At 69.9% G+C, this 22,550-nt stretch carries 21 protein-coding genes; 7 read left to right on the top strand and 14 right to left on the bottom strand.

The features are described from left to right. Positions 1-127: 127 nt before the first annotated feature. The 7 genes from NP777_RS36280 to NP777_RS36250 form a co-directional block, all read right to left on the bottom strand. Entirely contained in the window at positions 128-2,002 is a 1,875-nt protein-coding gene (locus NP777_RS36280) for a hypothetical protein (RefSeq protein WP_256654435.1), read from the bottom strand. A 1-nt stretch (position 2,003) separates the two neighbouring features. Continuing rightward, complete coding sequence (locus NP777_RS36275; RefSeq protein WP_223864918.1) at positions 2,004-3,407, bottom strand: ATP-binding protein; 1,404 nt, start codon at positions 3,405-3,407, stop codon at positions 2,004-2,006. Positions 3,408-3,501: 94 nt separating this feature from the next. Continuing rightward, entirely contained in the window at positions 3,502-5,058 is a 1,557-nt protein-coding gene (locus NP777_RS36270) for an SCO6880 family protein (RefSeq protein ID WP_256654440.1), read from the bottom strand. A gap of 2 nt (positions 5,059-5,060) precedes the next feature. Continuing rightward, a complete protein-coding gene (locus NP777_RS36265) occupies positions 5,061-6,383 on the bottom strand; it encodes a hypothetical protein (protein ID WP_256654434.1) in 1,323 nt (440 codons plus the stop codon). Beyond that, positions 6,373-7,263, bottom strand: coding sequence for a hypothetical protein (locus NP777_RS36260; RefSeq protein WP_256654433.1), 891 nt, complete (start codon positions 7,261-7,263; stop codon positions 6,373-6,375). Before NP777_RS36260 ends, NP777_RS36265 begins: the two co-directional genes overlap by 11 nt. A 330-nt stretch (positions 7,264-7,593) precedes the next feature. After that, positions 7,594-7,902 carry a hypothetical protein gene (locus NP777_RS36255; protein WP_009716148.1) on the bottom strand — a complete coding sequence of 103 codons (309 nt, stop codon included), beginning with the start codon at positions 7,900-7,902 and terminating at the stop codon, positions 7,594-7,596. A gap of 348 nt (positions 7,903-8,250) precedes the next feature. After that, positions 8,251-8,499 carry a DUF397 domain-containing protein gene (locus NP777_RS36250; RefSeq protein WP_256654432.1) on the bottom strand — a complete coding sequence of 83 codons (249 nt, stop codon included), beginning with the start codon at positions 8,497-8,499 and terminating at the stop codon, positions 8,251-8,253. A 225-nt stretch (positions 8,500-8,724) separates the two neighbouring features. Between NP777_RS36250 and NP777_RS36245 the strand changes: the two genes are divergently transcribed. Both NP777_RS36245 and NP777_RS36240 read left to right on the top strand, forming a co-directional pair. After that, positions 8,725-9,732: a bifunctional lytic transglycosylase/C40 family peptidase gene (locus NP777_RS36245; protein ID WP_308405319.1), complete on the top strand. Its 1,008-nt coding sequence runs from the start codon at positions 8,725-8,727 to the stop codon at positions 9,730-9,732. A 236-nt stretch (positions 9,733-9,968) separates the two neighbouring features. Next, the gene (locus tag NP777_RS36240) at positions 9,969-10,682 is read left to right on the top strand and encodes a phosphatase PAP2 family protein (protein WP_256654430.1); all 714 of its coding nucleotides are present in this window, start codon (positions 9,969-9,971) and stop codon (positions 10,680-10,682) included. Between the two features lie 111 nt (positions 10,683-10,793). On the opposite strand, the gene NP777_RS36235 is transcribed toward NP777_RS36240, so the two are convergent. Then, on the bottom strand, positions 10,794-12,407 hold the full coding sequence (locus NP777_RS36235; protein WP_256654429.1) for an FAD-binding oxidoreductase: 1,614 nt from the start codon (positions 12,405-12,407) through the stop codon (positions 10,794-10,796). Positions 12,408-12,571: 164 nt separating this feature from the next. Continuing rightward, positions 12,572-12,778 carry a hypothetical protein gene (locus NP777_RS36230; protein ID WP_256654428.1) on the bottom strand — a complete coding sequence of 69 codons (207 nt, stop codon included), beginning with the start codon at positions 12,776-12,778 and terminating at the stop codon, positions 12,572-12,574. Positions 12,779-12,873: 95 nt separating this feature from the next. Here NP777_RS36230 and NP777_RS36225 point away from each other — a divergent pair, with 95 nt between their 5' ends. Both NP777_RS36225 and NP777_RS36220 read left to right on the top strand, forming a co-directional pair. After that, a complete protein-coding gene (locus NP777_RS36225; RefSeq protein ID WP_256654427.1) occupies positions 12,874-13,791 on the top strand; it encodes a hypothetical protein in 918 nt (305 codons plus the stop codon). A gap of 199 nt (positions 13,792-13,990) precedes the next feature. Continuing rightward, complete coding sequence (locus NP777_RS36220) at positions 13,991-14,302, top strand: hypothetical protein (RefSeq protein WP_256654441.1); 312 nt, start codon at positions 13,991-13,993, stop codon at positions 14,300-14,302. 161 nt (positions 14,303-14,463) lie between these two features. Here NP777_RS36220 and NP777_RS36215 read toward each other — a convergent pair whose 3' ends face one another. Further along, on the bottom strand, positions 14,464-14,868 hold the full coding sequence (locus NP777_RS36215; protein ID WP_256654426.1) for a metal-sensitive transcriptional regulator: 405 nt from the start codon (positions 14,866-14,868) through the stop codon (positions 14,464-14,466). Positions 14,869-15,060: 192 nt separating this feature from the next. Between NP777_RS36215 and NP777_RS36210 the strand changes: the two genes are divergently transcribed. Both NP777_RS36210 and NP777_RS36205 read left to right on the top strand, forming a co-directional pair. Beyond that, entirely contained in the window at positions 15,061-15,681 is a 621-nt protein-coding gene (locus tag NP777_RS36210; protein WP_256654425.1) for a DUF47 domain-containing protein, read from the top strand. An 8-nt stretch (positions 15,682-15,689) separates the two neighbouring features. Next, positions 15,690-16,688: an inorganic phosphate transporter gene (locus NP777_RS36205; protein ID WP_256654424.1), complete on the top strand. Its 999-nt coding sequence runs from the start codon at positions 15,690-15,692 to the stop codon at positions 16,686-16,688. A 202-nt stretch (positions 16,689-16,890) separates the two neighbouring features. On the opposite strand, the gene pstB is transcribed toward NP777_RS36205, so the two are convergent. The 4 genes from pstB to pstS form a co-directional block, all read right to left on the bottom strand. Next, positions 16,891-17,667 carry a phosphate ABC transporter ATP-binding protein PstB gene (pstB, locus tag NP777_RS36200; protein ID WP_256654423.1) on the bottom strand — a complete coding sequence of 259 codons (777 nt, stop codon included), beginning with the start codon at positions 17,665-17,667 and terminating at the stop codon, positions 16,891-16,893. A gap of 26 nt (positions 17,668-17,693) precedes the next feature. Further along, positions 17,694-18,758, bottom strand: a complete 1,065-nt coding sequence (gene pstA, locus NP777_RS36195; protein ID WP_256654422.1) for a phosphate ABC transporter permease PstA — start codon at positions 18,756-18,758, stop codon at positions 17,694-17,696. Continuing rightward, positions 18,755-19,744 carry a phosphate ABC transporter permease subunit PstC gene (gene pstC, locus NP777_RS36190; protein WP_256654421.1) on the bottom strand — a complete coding sequence of 330 codons (990 nt, stop codon included), beginning with the start codon at positions 19,742-19,744 and terminating at the stop codon, positions 18,755-18,757. Before pstC ends, pstA begins: the two co-directional genes overlap by 4 nt. A gap of 115 nt (positions 19,745-19,859) precedes the next feature. Beyond that, positions 19,860-20,984: a phosphate ABC transporter substrate-binding protein PstS gene (gene pstS, locus NP777_RS36185; protein WP_256654420.1), complete on the bottom strand. Its 1,125-nt coding sequence runs from the start codon at positions 20,982-20,984 to the stop codon at positions 19,860-19,862. 485 nt (positions 20,985-21,469) lie between these two features. Between pstS and NP777_RS36180 the strand changes: the two genes are divergently transcribed. After that, positions 21,470-22,534: a C40 family peptidase gene (locus NP777_RS36180; RefSeq protein ID WP_256654419.1), complete on the top strand. Its 1,065-nt coding sequence runs from the start codon at positions 21,470-21,472 to the stop codon at positions 22,532-22,534. Positions 22,535-22,550: the final 16 nt, after the last annotated feature.

The raw sequence follows: 22,550 nt of genomic DNA, 5'->3' as shown, positions 1-22,550 counted from the left end.
AGCTCCCATTTTCCGTCTCCAGCAGTGCCCGCAAGAGACGTTCCGGTGGGCACGATCGAAGGACATACGTCATGCCGGCCCCACCGGCACCAAGCTGACCGGAAGACCCGGTGGGGCGGGCGTGCCGTCAGTGCGACTCCTGGCCCACCAGGGAGCGATGCGGCCAGCGGGCTCGGGCCTGTTCCTGGGAGCGCATCAGGGCCAGTGTGGGGAGGCCCTGGTCCGTGCCCTGGGCGAGGAGGTCGGGGAGCGCCGGGAGCGGGGCCACGGCGGCGACGTCATCCAGGACGAGGGTCAGTGGTGGGTCGAGCCGACCGGAGGATGACCGTTCGGCCATGCGCCGGCCGTGCTCGACCACGTGTGAGGCGAGTGCGGTCAACAGCGGCATCGCACCCGGATGGGTTCGGGGATCCTCGATGGATTCGCCCATCAGATAGAGCGTTCCCCCTTCGGTGACGAATGACTCCAGTGCGAGCGTGTCGGCGCGTCCCGGATTGCATGCGTCCCGGATATGGATCGACGAGAGCGCGCCGAGGGCACGGGCGGTCAGTTCCTGGGCCATGTCGCGGCGTTCGCGGTGGGCGGTGAGCGTGGCTTCCAGCTCGCCGGCCGCGCCGCCCGCCGCCTTGGGATGCGTACGGAGGATCTTCACGGGCTCGTGGGCCGAGTTGCCCTGGGCCCAACGGTGCACATGGCGGAACGGCCGGCCGTCCACCGCGGCGGCGTGCAGCCAGCAGCGGAGCATCGTCTCGGCGGCTTCCGCCAGGGGCCGGTCCATGGCGTGCATGGGCCGTACGGGGGCGAGGAGGGCGGTGGCGCGGGCGGCCGCGATATCGCGGGAGCCGCAGTCCGCCGCCGGGTTCCAGCGCAGCCGGGCGGGGGTGTCGAGCAGATGGGACGGGTCGAAGACATGGGTGGGGCCGAGCTTGGCGCGGGCGTCCTTGGTCGTGGCCCAGAGCTTGGGATCGCTGGTGACGACGAGGACGGGGCCGACGGCCTCCAGTACGGTGTGGGCCGCGGACTCCCCGCGCTGGGTGCCGAAGAGGACGCGGGACCGGGCCGGCTCGCCGTCGGGGAGCGCGGCCGGCGCCAGCGGGCCGGTGCGGGGAGTGGGGAGCGGCTGTGGCGCGGACGCCGGGTCGAGCGGGGCGTACGGGTCGTCCTGGGCCGGGGGAGTGGTCGCGCTCCCGGTGGGGGCGTCCTGTGCGCCGGCCTTCTGCTCGGTGATGTGGGGGTGCGGCTTGTGGCCCATTCCGGCGGCCGCTCCGGCGGCGACTGCCTCGGTCGGGTGGTGGTGACCGGCGGCGGGTGCGATGACGCCGTCGCCGGGGATCGTCTCGGCCGGGCCCGGTGCGGGGAGCCCGCTGGGGCGGTCGGGAGCGCTGGTGCCGGGCGAACCCTCAGAGGGCCTGGCGGAGGCGGCTCCTGGGGCCGCTGAGGCGTTTCCAGGGCCGGGGGCGGGTGGCGGTGGCGCCTCGACACCAGGGGGCGTCTCCACGCCCGTACCGTTGACGGGCGTGGGCTGGGTGCCGTCCTTCGCGGCCCTCGTGTCCTTGAGGCGGAGCCGCTTCGCCTCCGCCGCCTTCGCGCGGGCGGTCGCGCGGGCGACGCGGCGCTGGGCGCGGACCGTCCGGTAGCGGGCCAGGGTGCCCATCACGAAGATCGTCAGGACGATCAGCACCATCAGCTCGCTGATGAAGATGCCCCAGAACAGCCCGTACCCCGACAGTTGGTCCTTCGGGGTGTCGGGCCAGGCCGCCGCCAGGTTTTGGGGCTCCTGCAGCAGATGGCGGAACGCCACCGGTGCGCGCATGAAGGTCAGGTTGTCCGGCCAGGCGCCGTGGGCGAAGAGCCCGGCCAGCCCGGTCGCCGACCACATCAGGCCGAGCGTGCCCAGGAGGAGGGCGATGGCGCCGATCAGCAGCCCATCCGGAATGCCGCGTTCCGCGGACGGAGGTCTTCCGTGCTCCGCGGGCCCGTCGTGATTCTGTCCCGCTGCCATCTCACGCCACCGTGGATCCGTACGACGGCCCGCCGTAGGTGTCCGCCTCCGCCGCCTCGACCGCCGCGGCGGCGCGCTCCTCGGCCTCCGCCTCGGCCGCCATCTGCACGGCCAGCGCGTCCTCCGTCATCGCCCGGTCGGTGTAGACGAGGGGCCGCTCGGCCTCGGTGATCAGGTGTTTGACGACCTGTACGTTGCCGTTGACGTCCCATACCGCGATACCGGGGGACAGCGTGGGGATGATCTCGACGGCCCAGCGGGGCAGGCCCAGTACGCGCCCTGTGGCCCGTGCCTCGTCCGCCTTCTGGGCGTAGATCGTCCGGGTGGAGGCCATCTTGAGGATGGCCGCGGCCTCCCGGGCCGCCGCGCCGTCGACCACGTCGGAGAGATGGTGGACGACGGCGACGAACGACAGCCCGAGCCGCCGCCCGAACTTCAGCAGCCGCTGGAAGAGCTGGGCGACGAAGGGCGAGTTGATGATGTGCCACGCCTCCTCGACCAGGAAGATGCGCTTCTTACGGTCGGGACGGATCCAGGTGTGCTCCAGCCAGACGCCCACGATGGCCATCAGGATCGGCATCGCGATCGAATTGCGATCGATATGGGACAGGTCGAAGACGATCAGGGGTGAGTCCAGATCGATTCCGGCCGTGGTGGGGCCGTCGAACATACCGCGCAGATCACCGTCGACCAGTCGGTCCAGCACCAGGGCGACATCGAGGCCCCAGGCCCGTACGTCGTCTATGTCGACGTTCATCGCCGCCGCCGACTCCTCCTCGGGATGGCGCAGCTGCTCCACGATGTCGGTCAGCACCGGCTGGCGGTCGACGACGGTCTCGTTGACGTAGGCGTGGGCGACCTTGAGGGCGAACCCGGAGCGCTCGTCGAGCCCGTGCCCCATCGCGACCTCGATGATCGTGCGGAGCAGGGCGAGCTGACCGGTCGTGGTGATCGCCGGATCCAGGGGGTTCAGGCGGATACCGCCGTCCAGGGCCGCCATGGGGTCGAGCCGGATGGGCGTTATCCCCAGCTCCTGGGCGATGAGGTTCCATTCGCCGACGCCGTCCTCGCCCTGGGCGTCCAGCACCACCACCTGGCGGTCGCGGAACCGCAGCTGGCGCAGGACATAGGTCTTCTCCAGCGCCGACTTGCCGTTACCGGACTCGCCGAGCACCAGCCAGTGGGGGGCCGGCAGCTGTTGGCCGTAGAGCTGGAAGGGGTCGTAGATATAGCCCTTGCCGGAGTAGACCTCACGGCCGATGACCACGCCGGAGTCGCCGAGGCCGGGGGCCGCGGTGGGGAGATAGACGGCCTGGGCCTGGCCGGTGGAGGTGCGCACGGGCAGCCGTGTCGTCTCCACCTTTCCGAAGAGAAAGCTGGTGAACGCATCGGTGATGGCGCTCATCGGATCGGCCACGGCGGAGCCCCTATCGTCCCTGTCGTCCCAGTCGTGTCTATCAGCTCTACGGGCTGTATCGGCTCTGTCTGCTCTGTCTGTTCTATCGGCGGATGCCGGTCGCGAACGGCAGCGTGTTCACAAAGGCCCGGTGGTGCTCGCGGTCGCACCACTCCAGCTTGAGGTAGCTCTTCCCCGCCGAGGCCCGGATGGTCCGCTTGTCGCGCGCGAGGGCCTCCGGCGACCGGGAGGACACGGTGATGTAGCCGACGAGGTTGACGCCCGCGGCGCCGCTGGCGAGGTCCTCGCCACGCTGGTCGAGCCGGCCGTGGGCGGCGATGTCGCGCGGATCCACGGTGCGGTTCATCTTCGCGGCGCGGCTGGCCTCGGCCTCGTCGTTGGTCTTCTCGGTGAGCATCCGCTCGATGGCGACCTCAGTGGGCTCGAGGTCCATACAGACGGCGACCGTACGGATGACATCGGGCGTGTGGACGAGCAGCGGGGCGAGGAAGTTGACCCCGACGGGCGTCATGGGCCACTCCTTCACCCAGGCCGTGGAGTGGCACCAGGGCTCGCGGGTGCTGGACTCCCGGGTCTTGGCCTGGAGGTAGGTGGGCTCCATGGCGTCCAGCTCGGCGGGCCAGGCGTTCCGCTTGGTCATGGCCTGGATGTGGTCGATGGGGTGGTCCGGGTCGTACATGGAGTGGATGAGCGAGGCCAGCCGCCCCTGTCCCAGGGGCTGGCGGACCCGGATGTCGGCCTCGGCGAGCCGGGCGCAGATGTCGGTCAGTTCACGGGCCATCACCACGGCGAGGCCCGCGTCCTTGTCGATGCGCCGGCCGCCGCCGCTGTGGCGGGCGGCTCGCGCGATGGCCTGGGCCTCGGCGGCCAGGTCGCGGGTGTAGTGCATACAGGCGACGAGATAGGCGCGGTGCTGCTCGGAGGAGGTGGAGACCATGGACTGCAACTGGTCGTAGGAGTCCTTGAGCCAGTTGGGGGCCTGGTCGTCGCCGCGCCGCTCGACGTCCTTGGCGTGCGCGTCGGGGTCGGCGGGGAGGGTGCGGGCCAGCATCTGCAGCCGGGTCACGAAGCCGTCGCCGTTGGCCACATGCTTGAGCAGGGTGCCGAACCGGTCGACGAGGGCCTCCTGGTCCTCGCTGTCGCGCAGCCCTACGCCGGGGCCCTCGATCTCGATGGCGGCGGTGACGGTGCGGCGGTCGGCGTGCAGGAGCACGGCGATCTCGTCGGGGCCGAAGGGGGCGGCCAGCCAGTTGATCCGGCCGATGCCGGGGGGCGGGCCGACCTCGATCTCACGGCCGTCCAGGCGGGTGCCGGCCTCGGCGGCGCCGGAGCGGTAGGCGGTGGTGCCCTTACGGACGCTGCGCTTGTAGGAGCGGTTGATCTCGAACCAGCGGTAGAACGTCCGCCCGTTGTACGGGACGTACACGGCGGCGAGGGCGAGGGTGGGGAAGCCGACCAGGGTGGTGATGCGGAACATCAGCACCGGCACCAGCAGCCCGCACATCATCCCGATGAACGCCCCCCCGATGATCAGCGCGATCTCGCCGGTCTCGCGGTTCTTGCCGACGATCGCGTTCGGGCGGGGACGCCCGATCAGATATGTGCGACGGGGCGCGATGGAGTGCGACTGGGCGTCGATCGTCACCGCCGGTCACCTCCCGAGTTGTTGCCGGAACTGCGGTTCGTGGTGGAGCCGCCGCCGGAGCCTCCGGTGTGGCCGGTGCGGCTGGCAGGTGCGGGGGAGCCCCCTCCGCCACTTCCGCCGCCGCTGGTGCGGGTGGAGTGGGCCGCCACACCGCCGGAGACGGGGTTGGCGGGCTTGGCCTGCCCCGGGGCGGCGCCGCCCCCGCCGGCCTCGCCTCCGCCGCGAGCGCTGTGGGTGTTGATGCCCTGCTTCACCAGCGCGGCGGGGGAACTGATGACGGCGGCGGCCTGGCGGGACGCGGGGTCGGCGCTGGCGCTGCGGGCCTTGACGATCTCGTCGCCGAAGCCGGGCACGAAGCGGTAGATCATCGCGCTGGCGAAGATGGCGAGGATTATGATCGACAGGCCGGAGACGACGGCCGAGAAGGCGTCGGGCTTGTCGCCGTTGGTGGAGAGCGCGCCGGCGAGGGCCAGGACGGTGATGATCACCGGCTTGACGAGGATCACAGCGATCATGATCCCCGCCCAGCGGCGCACATGGCTCCACATGTTCTTGTCGACGAGGCCCGCGTAGACGGCGGTGCCGAGCAGCGCGCCCACGTAGAGGAGGGCGGCGCGGATGACCAGCTCCAGGCAGAGGACGCCGGCGGCCAGGATCGTCACGAGCGAGACGACGATGAGCATGATCGGGCCGCCGCCGATGTCCTCGTCCTGCTTGAGTGCCTGGGAGAAGGAGCCGAAGAAGGCGTCGTTGTCCGCACCGGTGCCGGAGGCGATGGCGTCGGTGACGGCGTCGGTCGCGGTGACGACCGTATAGAGGACGAGGGGGGTGAAGGCGGAGGCCAGGACCGTCAGCCAGAGAAAACCTATGGCTTCGGAGAGCGCCTCGCCGAGGGGGACGCCGCGGATGGCGCGCTTGGCGACGGCGAGGAGCCAGAGGATGAGGGTGAGGACGGTGGAGGCGGCGAAGACGACGGCGTACTGGCGGAGGAAGGCCTCGTTGGTGAAGTCGACGTTGGCCGTCTCCTTGACGAGCTTGGAGAGCTTGCCGACGAGCCAGGAGGCGGCGTCGGCGCAGCCGCGGGCGAGGGAGGCGGCGGGGTCGAGGGGGTTGGAGGGGTCGGAGGGGCCACTGGAGCCGCCGGAATCCTTGCCACAGGGCGCGGGGCCGATGATGTCGCCGCAGTGACCGTCGTCCGACGGGCTTGGGGTGGGGCTCGGCGCCGCCACGGCGCGGCCGGCCAGCAGAATGGCGGCCGTCTGCACGGACGCCAGGGCTCCGGCGAGGGTGAGAGCGCGTCGGCGGGGGCTAGCGGGCATAGGTGAACCCTCCGTACTGCTCGACTGCCTTGGCGATCTCATCGGCCGTGGACGCGGTGCGGTCGCTGTTGACCGGGGCCGGCCCGGCCTTCTGCGAGTAGCTCTCGGCCTTCCAGTCGTTGTTCACCCACCGCAGCTTGAGCGTCAGGGTGAACCAGTCGTTGGTGACCGGGTTCTTCGATCCCTCTCCGGCCGTGCCGAACACGCCGGTGCACCAGACGGCGACGGTCGCGCTGGTGCCCGAGAACTTGCCGACCTTGGTGCCCAGAGGGGCGGTGCGCGAGACGTAGGTCATGCCGTCGGCGGCCTTACCGTTCGCGTCCAGGCCGATTCTCCCCAGGGACGATGCGGAGTAGGCCTTGTCGAGCCTGGTCTGGAGCCGGTCGGCGGCCGCGGTGGTGAAGATCTGAGGGATGAGCTCATGGCGTTGGTCGCGGTTGTACATCTCGGTGGACCCCAGTGCCACCGCGTAGTTCGCCGCCGCGCTCTGGGCGCCTTGCTCCGATTTGGCGAAGCCCGAGGCGATGCCGGTCGTGGCGTTCTTGCCGTCGACCGGGCGCTCGCCCGTGGGGGCCGTGGGGTGGGCCTCGGTGCCGCCGCCCCCGCCGGTGTCGCCGCTGCTGGAGCCGCCGTCCTTGCCGTCGCCGCGGTTGACGAAGGCGATGGCCGCGAGGAGGAGGACGACGACGCCGACCACGGTGATCACGTTGCGGCTGGGCTTGGCGCGGCCGGGGGCTCGGCGGGGTGGACCGTAGGGGTCGCCGTCGCCCTCGGGCAGGCGGGTGCGCGTCAGGTGACCTTCGGAGGCCGCGCCGCGTCCGCGGCGCGGCTCATGGCCCTCGTAGTCACCGCCGTATCCGTCGTCGCCGCCGAGACTCATCCTGCGTACGCCCCTTCACCCGTGCCGAGCCTGCCAAGCCTGCTGGTACCGCCGATCCCACCGATCTCGCCGATTCCGGCGACCGCGTCATCCATGGTCCCTCTTCCGTCACCCGCATACGACGGTAACGGCGAGGACTGACGCTCGGGCGCTCTGGTGTGAGTGGACATCAAGCTGACACGACCTCAGCGTGGTGAGCGGGAGCGGGCATCAGGGAGCAGCCTCGGGTGCGGGGTGTGGGGCCGGTAGAGGGAATCGGGAGCGGAGGCTTGCGGCCAGGGGTGTGCGCCCCGCGCGGGAGGGGCGGCTCGGGGGCGGGCGGGGACGCGGCTAGATGGCCATGCCGTACACGATGGTGAAGAGCGTGCCCAGAGATCCGATGATGAACACACCGGTCAGGCCCGCGACGATCAGCCCCTTGCCCTGCTCCGCGCTGAAGGTGTCCCGCAGGGCCGTCGCGCCGATCCGCTGCTTGGCCGCGCCCCAGATGGCGATGCCGAAGCACAGCAGCAGTGCGACCGCCATCACGACCTCGATCATGACGCGGGCCTCGCTGCCCAGGCTGCCGAACGGACCCCAGTCTGGGGCGATTCCGCCGATGATGGTGTTGATGTCGCCCTTTTCGGCCGCTAGGAACATGATGAACTCACCGCCCCTTGTGGGTTGTTGTGTCTCCTCGCCGGCATGGCGTGGGTCAGCCTCTATCTTCGCTGATGAATCCGCTTCCGCATGTCGACTTGGCGGCATTTCTTGGCGGATCTCGTGCGTGTTGTGGGACACGCCCGTCCGGCGGCCGTGTGAGGCAGGTCAACGGAGTGTCGTATGGTCACTCTGTGTATCACGCGGGTGGGGGCCGGGCAACGATCCGTGAGGGGTTGGCGGGCAGGCTCCTTGGCGAAGGGTCATCAGCGCGGCTGCGCCCGGCACCTCCGCCCGCTGTGTCCCGCCCCTCACTTCCCCGCGGGCCCGTCGTTTCCCCGCGGCCGCTCACTGCCCCGCGGGCTCGTCCGTCTCCGTGAGGTCCGCGAAGTCGTCGAACTCGCCCGCCTTGACGCCCTTGATGAACGCGTCCCATTTGGCGCGGGTCGTGACGACCACGGTCTCCGGGTCGTTGCTCTCGCGCATCAGGATCTGGTCGTCGGGGCCCACGGCCACCTCGAGGTAGGCGGCGCCCTCCGGAAGGTCGGCGGGTGCGGCCCGCTGCCAGTCGAGGTCTTGCCAGTCGAGCCGTGTCATCTGCGGTCCCCAGGGGTCGTGGTGCTCGGACGGCTGGACTCTACGCGGTCCGCGACCCCGCGAGAGGCGGCCGAGACGGGGCGGTGAGGCGTGCGGGGCGGGTCGGCGGCGCATAAGGGGGCGCGCGTCGTCGGCCGTCGTATGGTTTCGGCTGCGGAGCGGCTGATTTTCGCCGTGCGAGCGGAAACGCGTTCGCATGGCGGGCGAATGGGGGAGGATGGCCGGGTGCGTAAGGTCTGGCTGGGTGTCAGTGTCGGTCTCGGAGTCTCCTTTTCCTTCGTCGCCCTGCTCGTCGTCGGTACCTATATGGTCGCGGCGGACCTCGTCGGCGGTGCCGGCGGTAAGGCCGTCGGGCTGGCCAAGGGCGCCGTTCCCGCCACGTACGAACCGCTCATCCGGCGGTACGGGAACTCCTGTTCGGCCATCAACCCCGCGCTCCTCGCCGCGCAGCTCTACCAGGAGAGCGGCTGGAACGCTAAGGCGCAGAGCCCGGCCAACGCCAAGGGGATAGCGCAGTTCATCCCCGCCACCTGGGCCTCGCACGGGGTCGACGGCAACAAGGACGGCGTCAAGGACATCTGGGACCCGCAGGACGCGATCCCGTCGGCGGCCGCCTACGACTGCTCGCTCGCCAAGTACGTCAAGGACGTGCCGGGCGATCAGACGCACAACATGCTGGCCTCGTACAACGCGGGCGCCTATGCCGTGATCAAGTACGGCGGGGTGCCGCCTTACCGCGAGACCCAGAACTACGTGAAGACCATCACCACCCTCGCCAAGAGCTTCGAGGCGCCGATCCAGAAGGTCCAGCCCTCCCAGCAGTCGGCCGGGGCGATCTACTTCGCGCAGAAGCAGCTCGGCAAGCCCTACCTGTGGGGTGGGAACGGCACGCCGGAGGAGGGCGGGCGGTTCGACTGCTCGGGGCTGACCAAGGCGGCGTACAAGACCGTCGGCATCGATCTGCCGCGCGTCGCCAATGACCAGTGGAACGCCGGACCGCACCCCAAGCGGAGCGAGCTGCTCCCCGGCGATCTGGTCTTCTTCGCCTACGACCTCGACGACCCGAGATCGATCCACCATGTGGGGATCTACGTAGGCGGCGGCTACATGATCAACGCGCCCTATACCGGTGCGGTGATCCGTTTTGACAAGATCGACTCGCCGGACTACATCGGAGCTACGCGGGTGACTCAGGATGGCGCGAAAGCGCTGCCGCGGGCGAACTCCGCGTAAGGATTCCCCCTGAGCTGCGACGATCGGTCACCCTTCGATAACGTCCCGGTGATCGTTGGGTGGAGTACGGAACCCCTGGCGAGAAGAGGGCGTTCCCTGGAGGTGGATCGAGGCGTGGATCAGCGTGGATCGACGGCGGACTCTCCGGCGCCGGTCGCGTTGCCACGGCTCGCAAGGCATTACGGGGGGTCGGCAGCTGCACGTAGTGACAGGCAAGAGATAAGGGGCCACGGCATATGGCTGGACTCGCACTCGACGGGTCGAACCCCGATGTCAGCCTTCTCTACGACATCAACGGGCTGGCGAAGGACGCCCCGCACTGGTTCGACCGCGTCATGGAGTTCGTCGGCGAGTACGGGATCATCATCGGGCTCGCCCTGGTGACCCTGGCCGCCTGGTGGAGTGTCCGGAAGCGGCCGCAGGAGGCGCCGTCCGCCGTCGCCGGGCTGGTGTGGGCCCCGCTGGCCGCCGGGCTGGCGCTCATCGCCAACATCCCCATCCGCGGCTTCGTCGAGCGGCCCAGACCCTTCAGGGACCATCAGGGGCTCGACGTCCTGGTGGCGGGCAAGACCGACTTCTCGTTCGTCAGCGACCACGCGACGCTGACCATGGCGGTCGCCGTCGGCGTCTTCATGGCCCATCGCGCCTATGGGGTTGCCGCCATAGGGCTCGCACTGCTGGAAGGGTTCTGCCGCGTCTACATGGGTGTCCACTACCCCACCGATGTGATCGGCGGGTTCGCCCTGGGGACGGCGGTCACGCTGCTGCTGGCGCCGCTCGCGATGATGCTGCTGACCCCGCTGACCACGGCGGTCGCGGGTTCGCGCGTCGGCCGCCTGATACGGGCCGAGCCCGCCGCCACCGACCAGGACGCGGACGAGGCACGCGCGGAGCTCGCCGAGTCCCGCTCGGTGGGCGGCGACCACGGGAACAAGGACCTGGCGGCGTAGCGGCATCCTTACGGACGCCACGAACGCGGATACGAAGAAGGCCCGGCGGCTGCCGGGCCTTCTGTCATCTCCGCAGATCAGCCGCAGACGTGCGGCGTCGCGCCGAGGGCCTCACAGCGCCTGCGGGAAGTCGAAGAGCCGGTCCGGGTCGTAACGCTTCTTCACCCGCGTCAGCTTGTCGGTGGCCGGGCCGTAGTAGGCCGAGCGCCAGTCCTTCAGCGACGCGTCCGTGTAGTTCTGGTACGCCGCCCCGGAGGCGTACCGCCGCATCGCCTTATGGGCGCCGTCCAGCCAGGCGTTGCCCGCGGTGCCCGAGCCGGCCGCCGCCCAGGAGGCGGTGTACTGCGCGAGGAACCGCGAGCGGCGGTGGACGAAGGACGTGGCCGTGGGCGAGACCCGGTTGACCGCCCCGCCGAGCGCGGTGAGCGCGATGCTGACCGCGCCCCCGCCGCCGGTGCGCCGCCCGTAGCGCTCCAACTGGTCCAGCATCGCCCGGACGCCCGCCTGGCTCAGCGAGCGGTCGAAGAAGTCCGAGCGCGCCGCGTAGGTCTCGCGGTTCAGCACCCCGGAGGTGCTGCGGCCGGGCTTGTCGCCCGGCAGATGGCAGTTGGCCGTGGAGGTGTCGCCGCAGCCCGCGTACATCCGCATGGCGTCGACATAGCCGCGGCGGCGCAGGCTGACCTGCGAGGCGGGGCCGGGGCCGCCCGGTCCGTCGGCGAGCTTGTCCACCGCGTTCTGCAGCGCGCCGTAGGTGCCGAGCGAGAAGCAGCTGATGGAGACGGTGGGGGTGCGTCCGGGGGTGGCCGACAGGTGGAGCGCCGACCAGATCTCGTCCGGCTGGTCCGGGCCCCACTTCTGCCAGGCGCTCAGCACCTTCGCGGCCTTGGACCATGGCCATGACATGTAACAGGTCACGCCGTCGGCCGCGTCATGCGTACGGAAGCGCAGTTCGGTGACGACGCCGAAGTTGCCGTTGCCCGCGCCGCGCAGCGCCCAGAACAGCTCGGCCTCGCGGCTCTTGGAGACCTCCAGGGCCTTGCCGTCCGCGGTGACGATGGTGGCGCCCGTAAGGCTGTCGGCGGTCAGTCCGTACGCCCGGGAGACCACACCGTGGCCGCCGCCGAGGGTCAGCCCCGATATGCCGACGCTCGGGCAGGAGCCGCCGGGGACGGTGACGCCGCGGGCGCCCAGTGTGGTGTAGACGTCGATGAGCTTGGCGCCGGCGCCGATCCGCGCCTCGCCGGAGGTCGTACGGATCGCGGAGAGCGCGGAGACGTCGATGACGAGGCGGCCGTCGCCGCTCGACCAGCCGGCGTAGGAGTGACCGCCGTTGCGGATCGCGACGGGGGCGCCGTGGCGCCGGGCGAAGTCCAGACAGGCGGAGATGTCCGCGGTGTTCTCTATATAGGCGACGCCGGCCGGGCGCAGATGGTCGAAGCGGGTGTTGTAGAGCCGGCTGGCGGAGGTGTAGTCGGAGTCTCCGGGGCGTACCAGGTCGCCCTGGAGGTCCTTGCCGAGCGCGCTCCAGTCCGCGGACTTGGGCTTGCCGTCGACGGCGGGGCGAGTGCCGCTCGCGGAGGCCGAACGGGCGTCCGACGTCGAGGAGGAGGAGCCGACCGGGCTCGTGTCACCGCCGGCCTTCCCCGCGTCGTCGTCGCACGCGGTGACCCCTGCGGCGGTGGCCGTCAGCCCCGTGCCCGCTGCCAGCAGTGTCCGCCGGTTCATGGCGGTGTCCCCTCCCTGTCGGCGCTGCTCTCAACCGTCGGCCGGGCACCGCGAAGGCGGCCCGGTCCCTTGGTCAGAGGGGTGGGCCGGGGGGTGTGGTTCCGCTCGTGGCCGAAGAGTTGTCGGGGGACGGACAACCCGCGCCAATCGGACGAGTCCGATCGTCACTCATCGGACGAGTCCGATGAATCGCTTGTTTCGGACGAGGTGTGACGGATCGTCGCATGGTCCGCCGCGTCATCGCGGGCGAGGGCTCTGGCGCGACGGGCCGGGCCGGACCAGCCGCAGGTGCAGCGGGCGATGGAGAAGGAGCCCCGCTCCACGGTGGTGGTGCGGTTCTGGCCGGGGCCTATGTCGCCTGAGTCGAGCACATGACCACGCTACCGGGCCGTGACGAGCTCCCGGTGTGGATCGTTAAACGAACAAGTACCAAGCGGGACGAGCGTGGCCAGGGGGTCGGCGGTCGATGGTGTTCCAGCAGCGCGGGCTCGGCGTACGGAGACGGCTGAGAGCGGTCGCCGGGGCCGTGTCGGGTGGCCTGCTGGCCGTGTCGCTGGCGACTCTGAGCGGCTGCTCCACCGAGACGGCGGCCGATGAACGACCGGGCGGCACCGCACGCGAGAGCGCGGTCACGGTCCTGCACCGGGCCGCGGATGTGCTGGTCAAGGCGGGCAGCTCACGGGTCCGTACGACCATGGAGACGGCGACGGGCGGCACCCGCGTGTCCATCAGGGGCAGCGGCGCGTACGACTTCGAGAAGCGGCTGGGTCGGCTGCGGCTGCTGCTGCCGAGGGACGCGATGGGGACCGCAGAGCATGCGCCGATCACCGAACTCCTGACCTCCGGGGCGCTTTTCATGCGCAATCGCGGTGCGGGCATTCCGCGCGACAAATGGGTGCGGGTGGATACGACGGACATCCCCGACGGCAATCTGGTCACCGGCGGGGCCACGGATCCGCTGACCGCGGCCGAGCTGCTGCGCGGGGTGCGGGCGGCCAGCCTGGTCGGCGAGGAGGGGCTCGGCGGGGACCTGGTGCGCCACTACCGCGGCACCACCGACATCGGCCGGGCGGCGCGGGCCGCCTCGCGGGGCGCGCGGGGGCCGCTGGCGGCCGCGGCCAGGGGGTTCGACGAGAGCACGGTGCGCTTCGACGCGTATCTCGACGGACTCGGCCGGCTGCGCGAGGTGCGTCACCGGTTCACCGTGACCGGCCGGGCCGACGGCAAGGAGGCGGCGGAGAGCCCGGACGCCGCCGGACGGCGGCGCGGCGAACTGGGGGTCGCCTCGACCACGGAGCTGTACGACTTCGGGGCCCCCGCCGAGGTTGAGCTCCCCAAGCCCACGGATATCTACACAGGGAAGGTCGGATCACCTCAGAAGTAGTCGGAGGGGCCCGCTTTGCCCTTCGAAATGGCCCATCCGTGCCATGCGCGGAGTGTGTACCGATCCCTACGCTGGGAAGCCGCTGCTCGAAAGTGCTCGCAGGTGCTCGCTGGAGGAGGTGAAACACGTGGTTGCGCGTCGCGGCTCGTCGGGCCCGGACCCCGTGGCCCTCGTCGAAATCGATCTCTATGGTGACTTGATGATCGCTGCGTCGAGCGCGGACGAGGACAGGCTCAGTACGGACCGTATCGACGAGGTGCTCCGGGTGCAGGCCGACCGATCAGATTCGGCCGAGGGGACCACGGGTGCCAGGGGAAACGGGAAGGGCGCCGAGGAGGGGAAGCGCCCGGAGAAGGTGAGGCGCGCGGAGAAGGCGCAGGCGGCCGAGAAGGCGCGGGGCGCCGGGAGCGGAAACCCCGCCGAGGACGCGAAGTCCCCCGAGAACGGAAATGCCGCCGAGGACGCGAAGGCCGCCCCGGAGGCCGGTGCCGGGAGCCCGGACGCCCCATAGCGGACGCCCCGCGGCAATGTCGATGCCGCCGTCTCGCCGGCGGGCGCCGGGCGGCCCCGTCCGGCGAGACGTGAGCGGACGGCGACCGATCATGTCCACGCCCGGGTACGGGGCACGGCCCCGTACCGGCGCTGCCCCGGAGACGCGCCCCGCGCCCGCGCTCAGGTCCGCAGCAGCCGGGCGATTGCCGCCGTGGCCTCGGCCACCTTGGCGTCGACCTCTCCCGTGCCCTCCGCCTCGCCCTGGGCGGCGCTCTCCACGGCCGCGCTGGCGACACAGTGGCGCAGATGCTCCTCGAGCAGTTGGAGGGCGAAGGACTGGAGCGCCTTGGTGCTCGCCGAGACCTGGGTGAGTATGTCGATGCAGTAGACGTCTTCCTCAACCATCCGCTGCAGTCCCCTGATCTGGCCCTCGATCCGGCGCAGCCGCTTCAGGTGCTGATCCTTTTGTTTGGCGTATCCATGCCCACCGTGGGGTACGGAGTCCTGGGCGGAGGTGTGCCCGGACGACTGGCCCCGCTCGTCGCCGTCGGTGGACGCGGTGGTGTCGGCCGCCGAGGTCGTCATGGCTTCCTCCCGTTGATTACGCTATGTCCGCATATACCCCCAGTGGGTATATGGTACCGCCTTTTCCGGTCGAACCGGGCCCCCGTGCTGAGCACTCTGCCCGATGGGCGACACTGGGGACGCCGGTTACCGTGGCCGGAAGATGCGCCTAGCATCGTCGAGTCCCCATCCGCTGCATTCCGAGGATCCCCAGTGCGCTTTCGTCTGACCCCCAGGGAGACGAGCTTTTACGACATGTTCGCCGCGTCCGCGGACAACATCGTGACGGGCTCCAAGCTCCTGATGGAACTGCTCGGGGCGGACTCCTCCGCTCGTACCGAGATCTCGGAGCGGATGAGGGCCGCGGAGCACGCGGGGGACGATGCCACGCACGCGATCTTCCACCAGCTGAACTCCTCCTTCATCACGCCGTTCGACCGCGAGGACATCTACTCCCTCGCCTCGTCCCTCGACGACATCATGGACTTCATGGAGGAGGCCGTCGACCTGGTCGTCCTCTACCAGGTGGAAGAGCTGCCCAAGGGGGTTGAGCAGCAGATCGAGGTGCTGGCGCGGGCGGCCGAGCTGACCGCCGAGGCGATGCCGAATCTGCGCACCATGACCAACCTCACCGAGTACTGGATCGAGGTCAACCGGCTGGAGAACCAGGCGGACCAGATCCACCGCAAGCTCCTGGCCCACCTCTTCAACGGTAAGTACGACGCCATCGAGGTGCTCAAGCTCAAGCAGATCGTCGATGTGCTGGAGGAGGCGGCGGACGCCTTCGAGCATGTGGCCAACACGGTCGAGACCATCGCCGTCAAGGAGTCCTGAGCCCGGGCATGGACACCTTCGCGCTTGTCGTGACCATCGCGGTCGCGCTGTTCTTCACCTATACCAACGGCTTCCACGATTCGGCCAACGCCATCGCGACCTCGGTCTCCACCCGGGCGCTGACCCCACGGGCGGCGCTCGCGATGGCCGCCGTGATGAACCTCGCGGGTGCCTTCCTGGGCAGCGGTGTCGCCAAGACCGTCAGCGAGGGCCTGATCGCCACCCCCACCGGCGGCCAAGGCATGATGATCTTGTTCGCCGGCCTGGTCGGCGCGATCACCTGGAACATGGTGACCTGGTACTACGGTCTGCCGTCCTCCTCCTCGCACGCGCTGTTCGGCGGGCTGGTCGGGGCGGCGCTCGCGGGGGCGAGCACGGTCCACTGGGACGGGGTGGTGGAGAAGATCGTCATCCCGATGGTCCTCTCGCCCATCGTCGGCCTGGTGCTGGGCTACTTCGTGATGGTGGTCATCCTCTGGATCTTCCGCGACGCGAACCCGCACAAGGCCAAGCGCGGCTTCCGGATAGCGCAGACCGTCTCGGCGGCGGGCATGGCGCTCGGCCACGGCCTCCAGGACGCCCAGAAGACCATGGGTGTCGTGGTGATGGCCCTGGTCATCGGGGGTGTCGAGGACGAAGGCGACGCGATTCCGGTGTGGGTGAAGATCTCCTGCGCCGCGATGCTGTCGCTCGGCACCTACGCGGGCGGCTGGCGCATCATGCGCACGCTGGGACGGCGGATCATCGAGCTGGACCCGCCGCAGGGGTTCGCGGCGGAGACCACGGCGGCAGGCGTCATGTACACGGCGTCGTTCATGTTCCAGGCGCCGATCTCGACCACCCATGTCATCACCTCGGCGATCATGGGCGTGGGGGCGACCAAGCGGGTGAGCGCGGTCCGCTGGGGGGTCGCGAAGAACATCATCCTCGGCTGGTTCATCACCATGCCCGCGGCGGCCGGAGTCGCCGCGCTCAGCTACTGGATCGTCAACCTGGCCTTCGGCTGACCGCCGCACAAGCTGACCGCCGCACAAGCTGACGGCCGCACAAGCCGGCCACCGCCGCACAAGCCGGCCATCGCACAACAAGACCGGACCCATGAAAGTGGGCCCGCCCCCGGGAGCCAGGGGCGGGCCCTTCGTCTTGCGGTGGCACCGCCATGCAGCACCGCAGGACGTTCTGTCCTCGCCGGTCGTGCGAGGGGCCTGGTCAGCCGAAGCGGCCGGAGATGTAGTCCTCGGTCGCCTGCACCGACGGGTTGGAGAAGATCCGCTCGGTCTCGTCGATCTCGATGAGCTTGCCCGGCTGGCCGACACCGGCCAGGTTGAAGAAGGCCGTACGGTCCGAGACGCGCGCCGCCTGCTGCATGTTGTGCGTCACGATGACGATCGTGAAGCGCTCCTTGAGTTCACCGATCAGGTCCTCGATGGCGAGCGTGGAGATCGGGTCGAGCGCCGAGCAGGGCTCGTCCATCAGCAGCACATCGGGCTCGACCGCGATGGCGCGGGCGATGCACAGCCGCTGCTGCTGACCGCCGGAGAGCCCGGCGCCCGGCTTGTTGAGCCGGTCCTTGACCTCGTTCCACAGGTTGGCGCCCTTGAGGGACTTCTCGACGACGCTCTCGAGCTCGCTCTTCCTGTACGAGCCGTTGAGCTTCAGCCCGGCGGCCACGTTCTCGAAGATGGACATCGTCGGGAACGGGTTGGGGCGCTGGAAGACCATGCCGACCGTGCGCCGCACGGAGACCGGGTCGACCCCAGAGCCGTAGAGGTTCTCGTCGTCGAGCATCACCTTGCCCTCGACCCGGCCGCCGGGGGTGACCTCGTGCATCCGGTTGAGGGTGCGCAGGAAGGTGGACTTGCCGCAGCCCGACGGGCCGATGAAGGCGGTCACCGAGCGGGGCTCGACGGTCATCGAGATGTCCTCGATGGCCTTGTGGCTGCCGTAGTAGGCGGTGAGCCCGCTGACGTCGATGCGCTTGGCCATGTGAATCACTTCTCTTCTTCTTGGCCTCAGCGGCCGGACTTCGGGGCCTTCCAGCGGGCGATGCCGCGGGCCACCAGGTTCAGGATCATGACGAAGGCGATGAGCACGAGCGCCGCTGCCCAGGCCCGGTTGAAGGAGGCCTCGTTGCCGAGCTGCCACTGCTCGTAGATGTAGTACGGCAGCGACGACTGGGCGCCTTCGAACGGGTTGTTGTTGATCCCGGCGGCACCGAAGACCAGCAGCACGATGGGCGCGGACTCACCCGCGATACGGGCGACCGCGAGCATCACACCCGTGGTGATCCCGCCGATCGCGGTGGGCAGCACCACCTTGAGGATGGTGCGCCACTTGGGCACGCCGAGGGCGAGAGACGCCTCACGCAGCTCGTCCGGGACCAGCTTGAGCATTTCCTCGGTCGAGCGGACGACGATCGGCATCATCAGGATGGCCAGCGCCATGGCACCGGCGAAGCCCGAGTAGCTGAAGCCGAGAATGATGATCCAGAAGCTGAGGATGAACAGACCGGCGACGATCGAGGGGATACCGGTCATCACGTCGACGAAGAAGGTGACGGACTTGGCGAGCCGGCCGCGGCCGTACTCCACCAGGTAGATGGCGGTCAGCAGGCCGATCGGCACGGCGATGAGCGCGGCGAGGCCGACCTGCTCCAGGGTGCCGATGATCGCGTGGTACGCGCCACCGCCGGGCAGGATCGTCTGCACGCCCTCCATGGAGTGGGCCAGGAAGTAGCCGTCGAGCACGGTCCGGCCCCGGTCGATGGTCTCCCAGATCAGGGAGAGCAGCGGGACGACGGCGAGCAGGAAGCAGACCCACACCAGGCTGGTGGCCAGCCGGTTCTTGGCCTGTCGGCCGCCTTCGACCACGACGCCGAGGGCGTACGAGGCGACAATGAAGATCAGGGCGGCGAGCAGGCCCATCTGGAACGGGTTGCCCATTCCGAGGGCGGCGCCGACGCCGGCTCCCAGCCCCAGCGAGACCACGACCAGGGCGTACGGGGCCCATCCGGGCAGCCGGGCCTGCTGGAGGCTGGAAGCGCGGCGTGCGGGGTTTTTGTCAACGACAGTGCTCATGCGGCGGTCCCCGAGTACTCCTTGCGGCGGGCGATGATCATTCGCGCGGCGCCGTTCACCAGCAGGGTGATGACGAACAGCACCAGACCGGAGGCGATCAGCGCGTCACGGCCGTCGTTGCCGGCTTCCTTGAAGCGGCTGGCGATGTTCTGGGCGAAGGTGCCGCCGCCCGGGTCCAGCAGACTGGTCTCGATCAGGAAGTTGGGGGACAGCACGGTGGCGACCGCCATGGTCTCGCCCAGCGCACGGCCCAGACCCAGCATCGAGGCGCTGATGATGCCGGAGCGGCCGAACGGGAGGACGGCCATCCGGATGACCTCCCAGCGGGTGGCGCCGAGCGCCAGCGCCGCTTCCTCGTGCATCTTCGGGACCTGCCGGAACACCTCACGGCTCACGCTGGTGACGATCGGCAGGATCATGATCGCCAGCAGGATGCCGACGGTGAACAGGGAGCGCGCGGCGCCGCCCTGGTAGCTGAGGATCCCGGTCCAGCCCAGGTAGTCGTCGAACCAGGTGTACAGGCCGGTCAGATGCGGCACGAGGAAGAGCGCGCCCCACAGGCCGTAGACGATGCTGGGGACCGCGGCGAGCAGGTCGATCACATAGGCGACCGGGGTGGCCAGCCGGCGCGGGGCGTAGTGCGAGATGAACAGCGCGATGCCCACCGCGATCGGGACCGCGATGAGCATGGCGATGATCGAGCTGACGATCGTGCCGTAGGCGAGGACGGCGATGCCGAACCGCATCGGCGAGGAGCCGGTGTTCCACTCGAAGTACGTGAGGAAGTTGGCCTCGTCCTTGGAGATCGCGATGGCGGCGCGGTAGGTGAGAAAGGCCGCGATGGCCGCCATGATCACCAGGAGAGCGATACCGGAACCCCGGGAGAGGCCGAGGAAGATCTTGTCACCGGCGCGGCCGGTGGAGCGGGTCCTGACCTTTGACGGTGACCCTGCGGCTGATGATGTGGGTTCTATATCCGTTTTCATGGGTTCTCCGGTCTGCGGAGCCTGGTGTGGATGAGGCTCCTGGCGCGGCGGTGCACCGGACGATGCGGCTGACTCCGCCGTGGCGATCGCCACGGCGGAGTCAGCCGCACTCGGGTCAGGAGAGGCTCTTGACGCTCTCGCGGACCTTGTTGGCGATCTCGGTCGGCAGCGGGGCGTAGCCCAGCTCCTTCAGCGAGGCCTGGCCGTCCTCGCTGGCGACGTAGGTCAGGAAGGACTTGGTCGCGGGGAGGGTGCTCGCCTTGTTGCCCTTGTCGCAGGCGATCTCGTAGGTGACCAGGGTGATCGGGTAGGCGCCGTCAGCCTTGGTGTCGTAGGCCAGGTCCAGGGCCAGGTCGCTGCCGGTGCCCTTGATCTTGGCCTCGGAGATGGCCTTGGAGGCGTTCTCGACGGTGGCCTGGACCGGGGCGGAGGCGCCGGTGTTCAGGTCGACGGTCTTGATGCTGTTCGCGGTCGCGTAGGAGAGCTCGAAGTACGAGATCGAGCCCGAGACCTGCTTGACCTGCGAGGAGACACCGGAGGAGCCGTCGGCCGACTGGCCGCCCTTGCCCTCCCACGCCTTGCCCGGCTCGTGCGGCCACGCCTTGGGCGCGGCGGCCTTGAGGTACTTGGTGAAGTTGTCCGTGGTGCCCGACTCGTCGGAGCGGTGGAACGCCTGGATCTTGAGGCTCGGAAGCTTCGCGTCCTTGTTCAGCGCCTTGATCGCGGGGTCGTCCCACTTCTTGATCTCGGAGTTGAAGATCTTGCCGAGGACCTCGGCGTTCAGCGTCAGCTTGTCCACGCCGGGCACGTTGAAGCCGACGGCGATCGGGCCGCCGACCATCGGCAGGTCAATGGCCTTGCCGCCCTTGCAGACACTCTCCGAGGACTTGACCTCTTCGGGCTTCAGCGCCGAGTCGGAACCCGCGAAGGCGGTCTTGCCCTGCAGGAACTCCTGGATGCCCGCGCCGGAGCCGGTGGCCTTGTAGTTGAGCTTGGTGTCCTTGCACGCCGCCCCGTAGGTCTTGATCCACAGGTCCATGGCGTTCTTCTGCGCGGAGGAGCCGGAGGCCAGCAGCTGCCCCTTGCCGTCGCACTTGATGTTGGAGGCGGCCTTGGAGTCGCTGCCGCCGCCACCGCTGCTGTTGTCGTCGGAGCCGCACGCCGTGAGGACAAGGGCGCCGGAGACAGCGAGGGCACCGGCGGCGATGGCGCGAAGCCGGTTCTTGCGCTGAAGCTTCACTTTCGGGAGTTCCTTCCAGAAGCCGCCGGTTGGGGGACGGCGCGCGAGTTGGGTGGAGCGCACTTGTTGCGGCGTGCGCCGGAGCCGTACTCGGCTCACGCTCAGTAGGGCCGAAATTAGGCAGATCAGGTGAAGCGGCTTAAGGGGGTGAGTTAACGGATGGTGAACCTCGGCCGTCAGTGTGGTGGCCATGTCACGGCCAGGTCACGGCCGGATCGCGACGAGGGCGACCCCCCTTGCGGAGGCCGCCCGAGGCCCGTCCGACACCTGTGCGGCACCCGTCCGGTGAACCGGATCGGGGGGGCTGCCGGCGTAACCGCCGCGTGTCTCTGTCGGATTGCGGTGCGGCATGTCACTATCCGTCCCTACGTGCCGGTACGTCAGGTCTGGCACGGAGAGGGACAGGAGCGCGCACGGCCGGAGCGGAACGACCGGAGCGGAACGAGAGGAGACCGCGGGTGAGGCGGGACGGGAGAGGGAGGGGTGTGAGCGTCGCCGCGGCCACCGCGCTCGTCTGCGCGCTGGGACTGTCGGCCGTGCCGGAGACGGCGTACGCCGCGCCCGGCGAGCCGGGGCCGACGCCGGGCGGCGGGACCGGCGGCGGGAGCGGGGACCGGAGTCTGGAGGCGGTCCGTCAGGAGGTCGAGGGGCTCTACCGCAAGGCGGAGTCCGCCACCGACGCGTACAACCTGGCGCGGGAGAAACAGACCCGGCAGGAGAAGTCCATCTTGAGGATCGCCCGAGCCGTGGTGAAGGCCCAGAAGGAGATGGCCGGACTGCGCAAGCGGGCCGGGGCGATGGCACGGGCGCAGTACCGCGGCGGCGGGATGCCCGCGGAGGCGCGGCTGTTCCTCAACGGCGACCCGGGTGACTTCCTCGACGGCGTCACGCTCGCGCGCAAGGGCGAAAAGGCGACCCACGGTCTGATCGGCCGTCTGGCGCGCACCCAGGTGGCGCTGGACCGCTACGCCGAGTCGGCCTCCCAGGAGTGGGAACGGCTGGACGGGAGCCGGGCGAAGAAGGCGGCCGCGAAGAAGGAGATCCTGCGCAAGCTGGCGCGGGCGCAGCGGCTGGAGTCCCGGCTGGCGAAGGACGAGCGGGAGCGGCTGCGCCGGCTGGAGGAGGACAAGGCCCGTGGCGCGCAGGCGAAGTGGCTGGACACCGGGATACTGCGGGAGCTCGGCGGCGGCGCCACCGCGAGGGGCGGACGCGCGGTCGACTTCGCGAAGGACCAGCTCGGCAAGGACTATGTGTGGGGCGCGGTGGGCCCGACCACCTATGACTGTTCGGGGCTGACCCAGCGGGCGTGGGCGGCGGCCGGCCGGGCGATCCCGCGGACCTCGCAGGAGCAGTGGCGGCTGCTGCCGAAGGTGAGCGTGAAGGACATGCGCCCGGGTGATCTGATCATCTACTTCCGGGACGCCAGCCATGTGGCGATGTACGTGGGCGGCGGCGCGATGATCCACGCCCCCCGCCCCGGCCGCCAGGTGACGGTCGCGGGCGCGGGTTCGATGCCGATCCTGGGCGTGGTGCGGCCGGACGCGAGGTAGCACCGGCCGCCGAGGG

Origin of the sequence: Streptomyces rugosispiralis, from assembly GCF_024505145.1 — a bacterium.
Lineage (GTDB): Bacteria > Actinomycetota > Actinomycetes > Streptomycetales > Streptomycetaceae > Streptomyces > Streptomyces rugosispiralis.
The sequence above is the reverse complement of the archived record's forward strand: the minus strand, read 5'-3'. Positions and strand labels throughout refer to the sequence as shown.

Excerpts from the sequence above, each read along its gene's own strand:
- NP777_RS36215 (WP_256654426.1), bottom strand. The coding sequence starts at position 14,868 with ATGACGACCTCGGCGGCCGACACCACCGCGTCCACCGACGGCGACGAG.
- pstA (WP_256654422.1), bottom strand. The coding sequence starts at position 18,758 with ATGAGCACTGTCGTTGACAAAAACCCCGCACGCCGCGCTTCCAGCCTC.
- NP777_RS36250 (WP_256654432.1), bottom strand. The coding sequence starts at position 8,499 with ATGACACGGCTCGACTGGCAAGACCTCGACTGGCAGCGGGCCGCACCC.
- NP777_RS36255 (WP_009716148.1), bottom strand. The coding sequence starts at position 7,902 with ATGTTCCTAGCGGCCGAAAAGGGCGACATCAACACCATCATCGGCGGA.
- NP777_RS36220 (WP_256654441.1), top strand. The coding sequence starts at position 13,991 with ATGATCGCTGCGTCGAGCGCGGACGAGGACAGGCTCAGTACGGACCGT.
- NP777_RS36205 (WP_256654424.1), top strand. The coding sequence starts at position 15,690 with ATGGACACCTTCGCGCTTGTCGTGACCATCGCGGTCGCGCTGTTCTTC.
- NP777_RS36275 (WP_223864918.1), bottom strand. The coding sequence starts at position 3,407 with ATGAGCGCCATCACCGATGCGTTCACCAGCTTTCTCTTCGGAAAGGTG.
- pstC (WP_256654421.1), bottom strand. The coding sequence starts at position 19,744 with ATGAAAACGGATATAGAACCCACATCATCAGCCGCAGGGTCACCGTCA.
- NP777_RS36280 (WP_256654435.1), bottom strand. The coding sequence starts at position 2,002 with ATGGCAGCGGGACAGAATCACGACGGGCCCGCGGAGCACGGAAGACCT.
- NP777_RS36240 (WP_256654430.1), top strand. The coding sequence starts at position 9,969 with ATGGCTGGACTCGCACTCGACGGGTCGAACCCCGATGTCAGCCTTCTC.
- pstB (WP_256654423.1), bottom strand. The coding sequence starts at position 17,667 with ATGGCCAAGCGCATCGACGTCAGCGGGCTCACCGCCTACTACGGCAGC.
- NP777_RS36225 (WP_256654427.1), top strand. The coding sequence starts at position 12,874 with ATGGTGTTCCAGCAGCGCGGGCTCGGCGTACGGAGACGGCTGAGAGCG.
- NP777_RS36265 (WP_256654434.1), bottom strand. The coding sequence starts at position 6,383 with ATGCCCGCTAGCCCCCGCCGACGCGCTCTCACCCTCGCCGGAGCCCTG.
- NP777_RS36235 (WP_256654429.1), bottom strand. The coding sequence starts at position 12,407 with ATGAACCGGCGGACACTGCTGGCAGCGGGCACGGGGCTGACGGCCACC.
- NP777_RS36260 (WP_256654433.1), bottom strand. The coding sequence starts at position 7,263 with ATGAGTCTCGGCGGCGACGACGGATACGGCGGTGACTACGAGGGCCAT.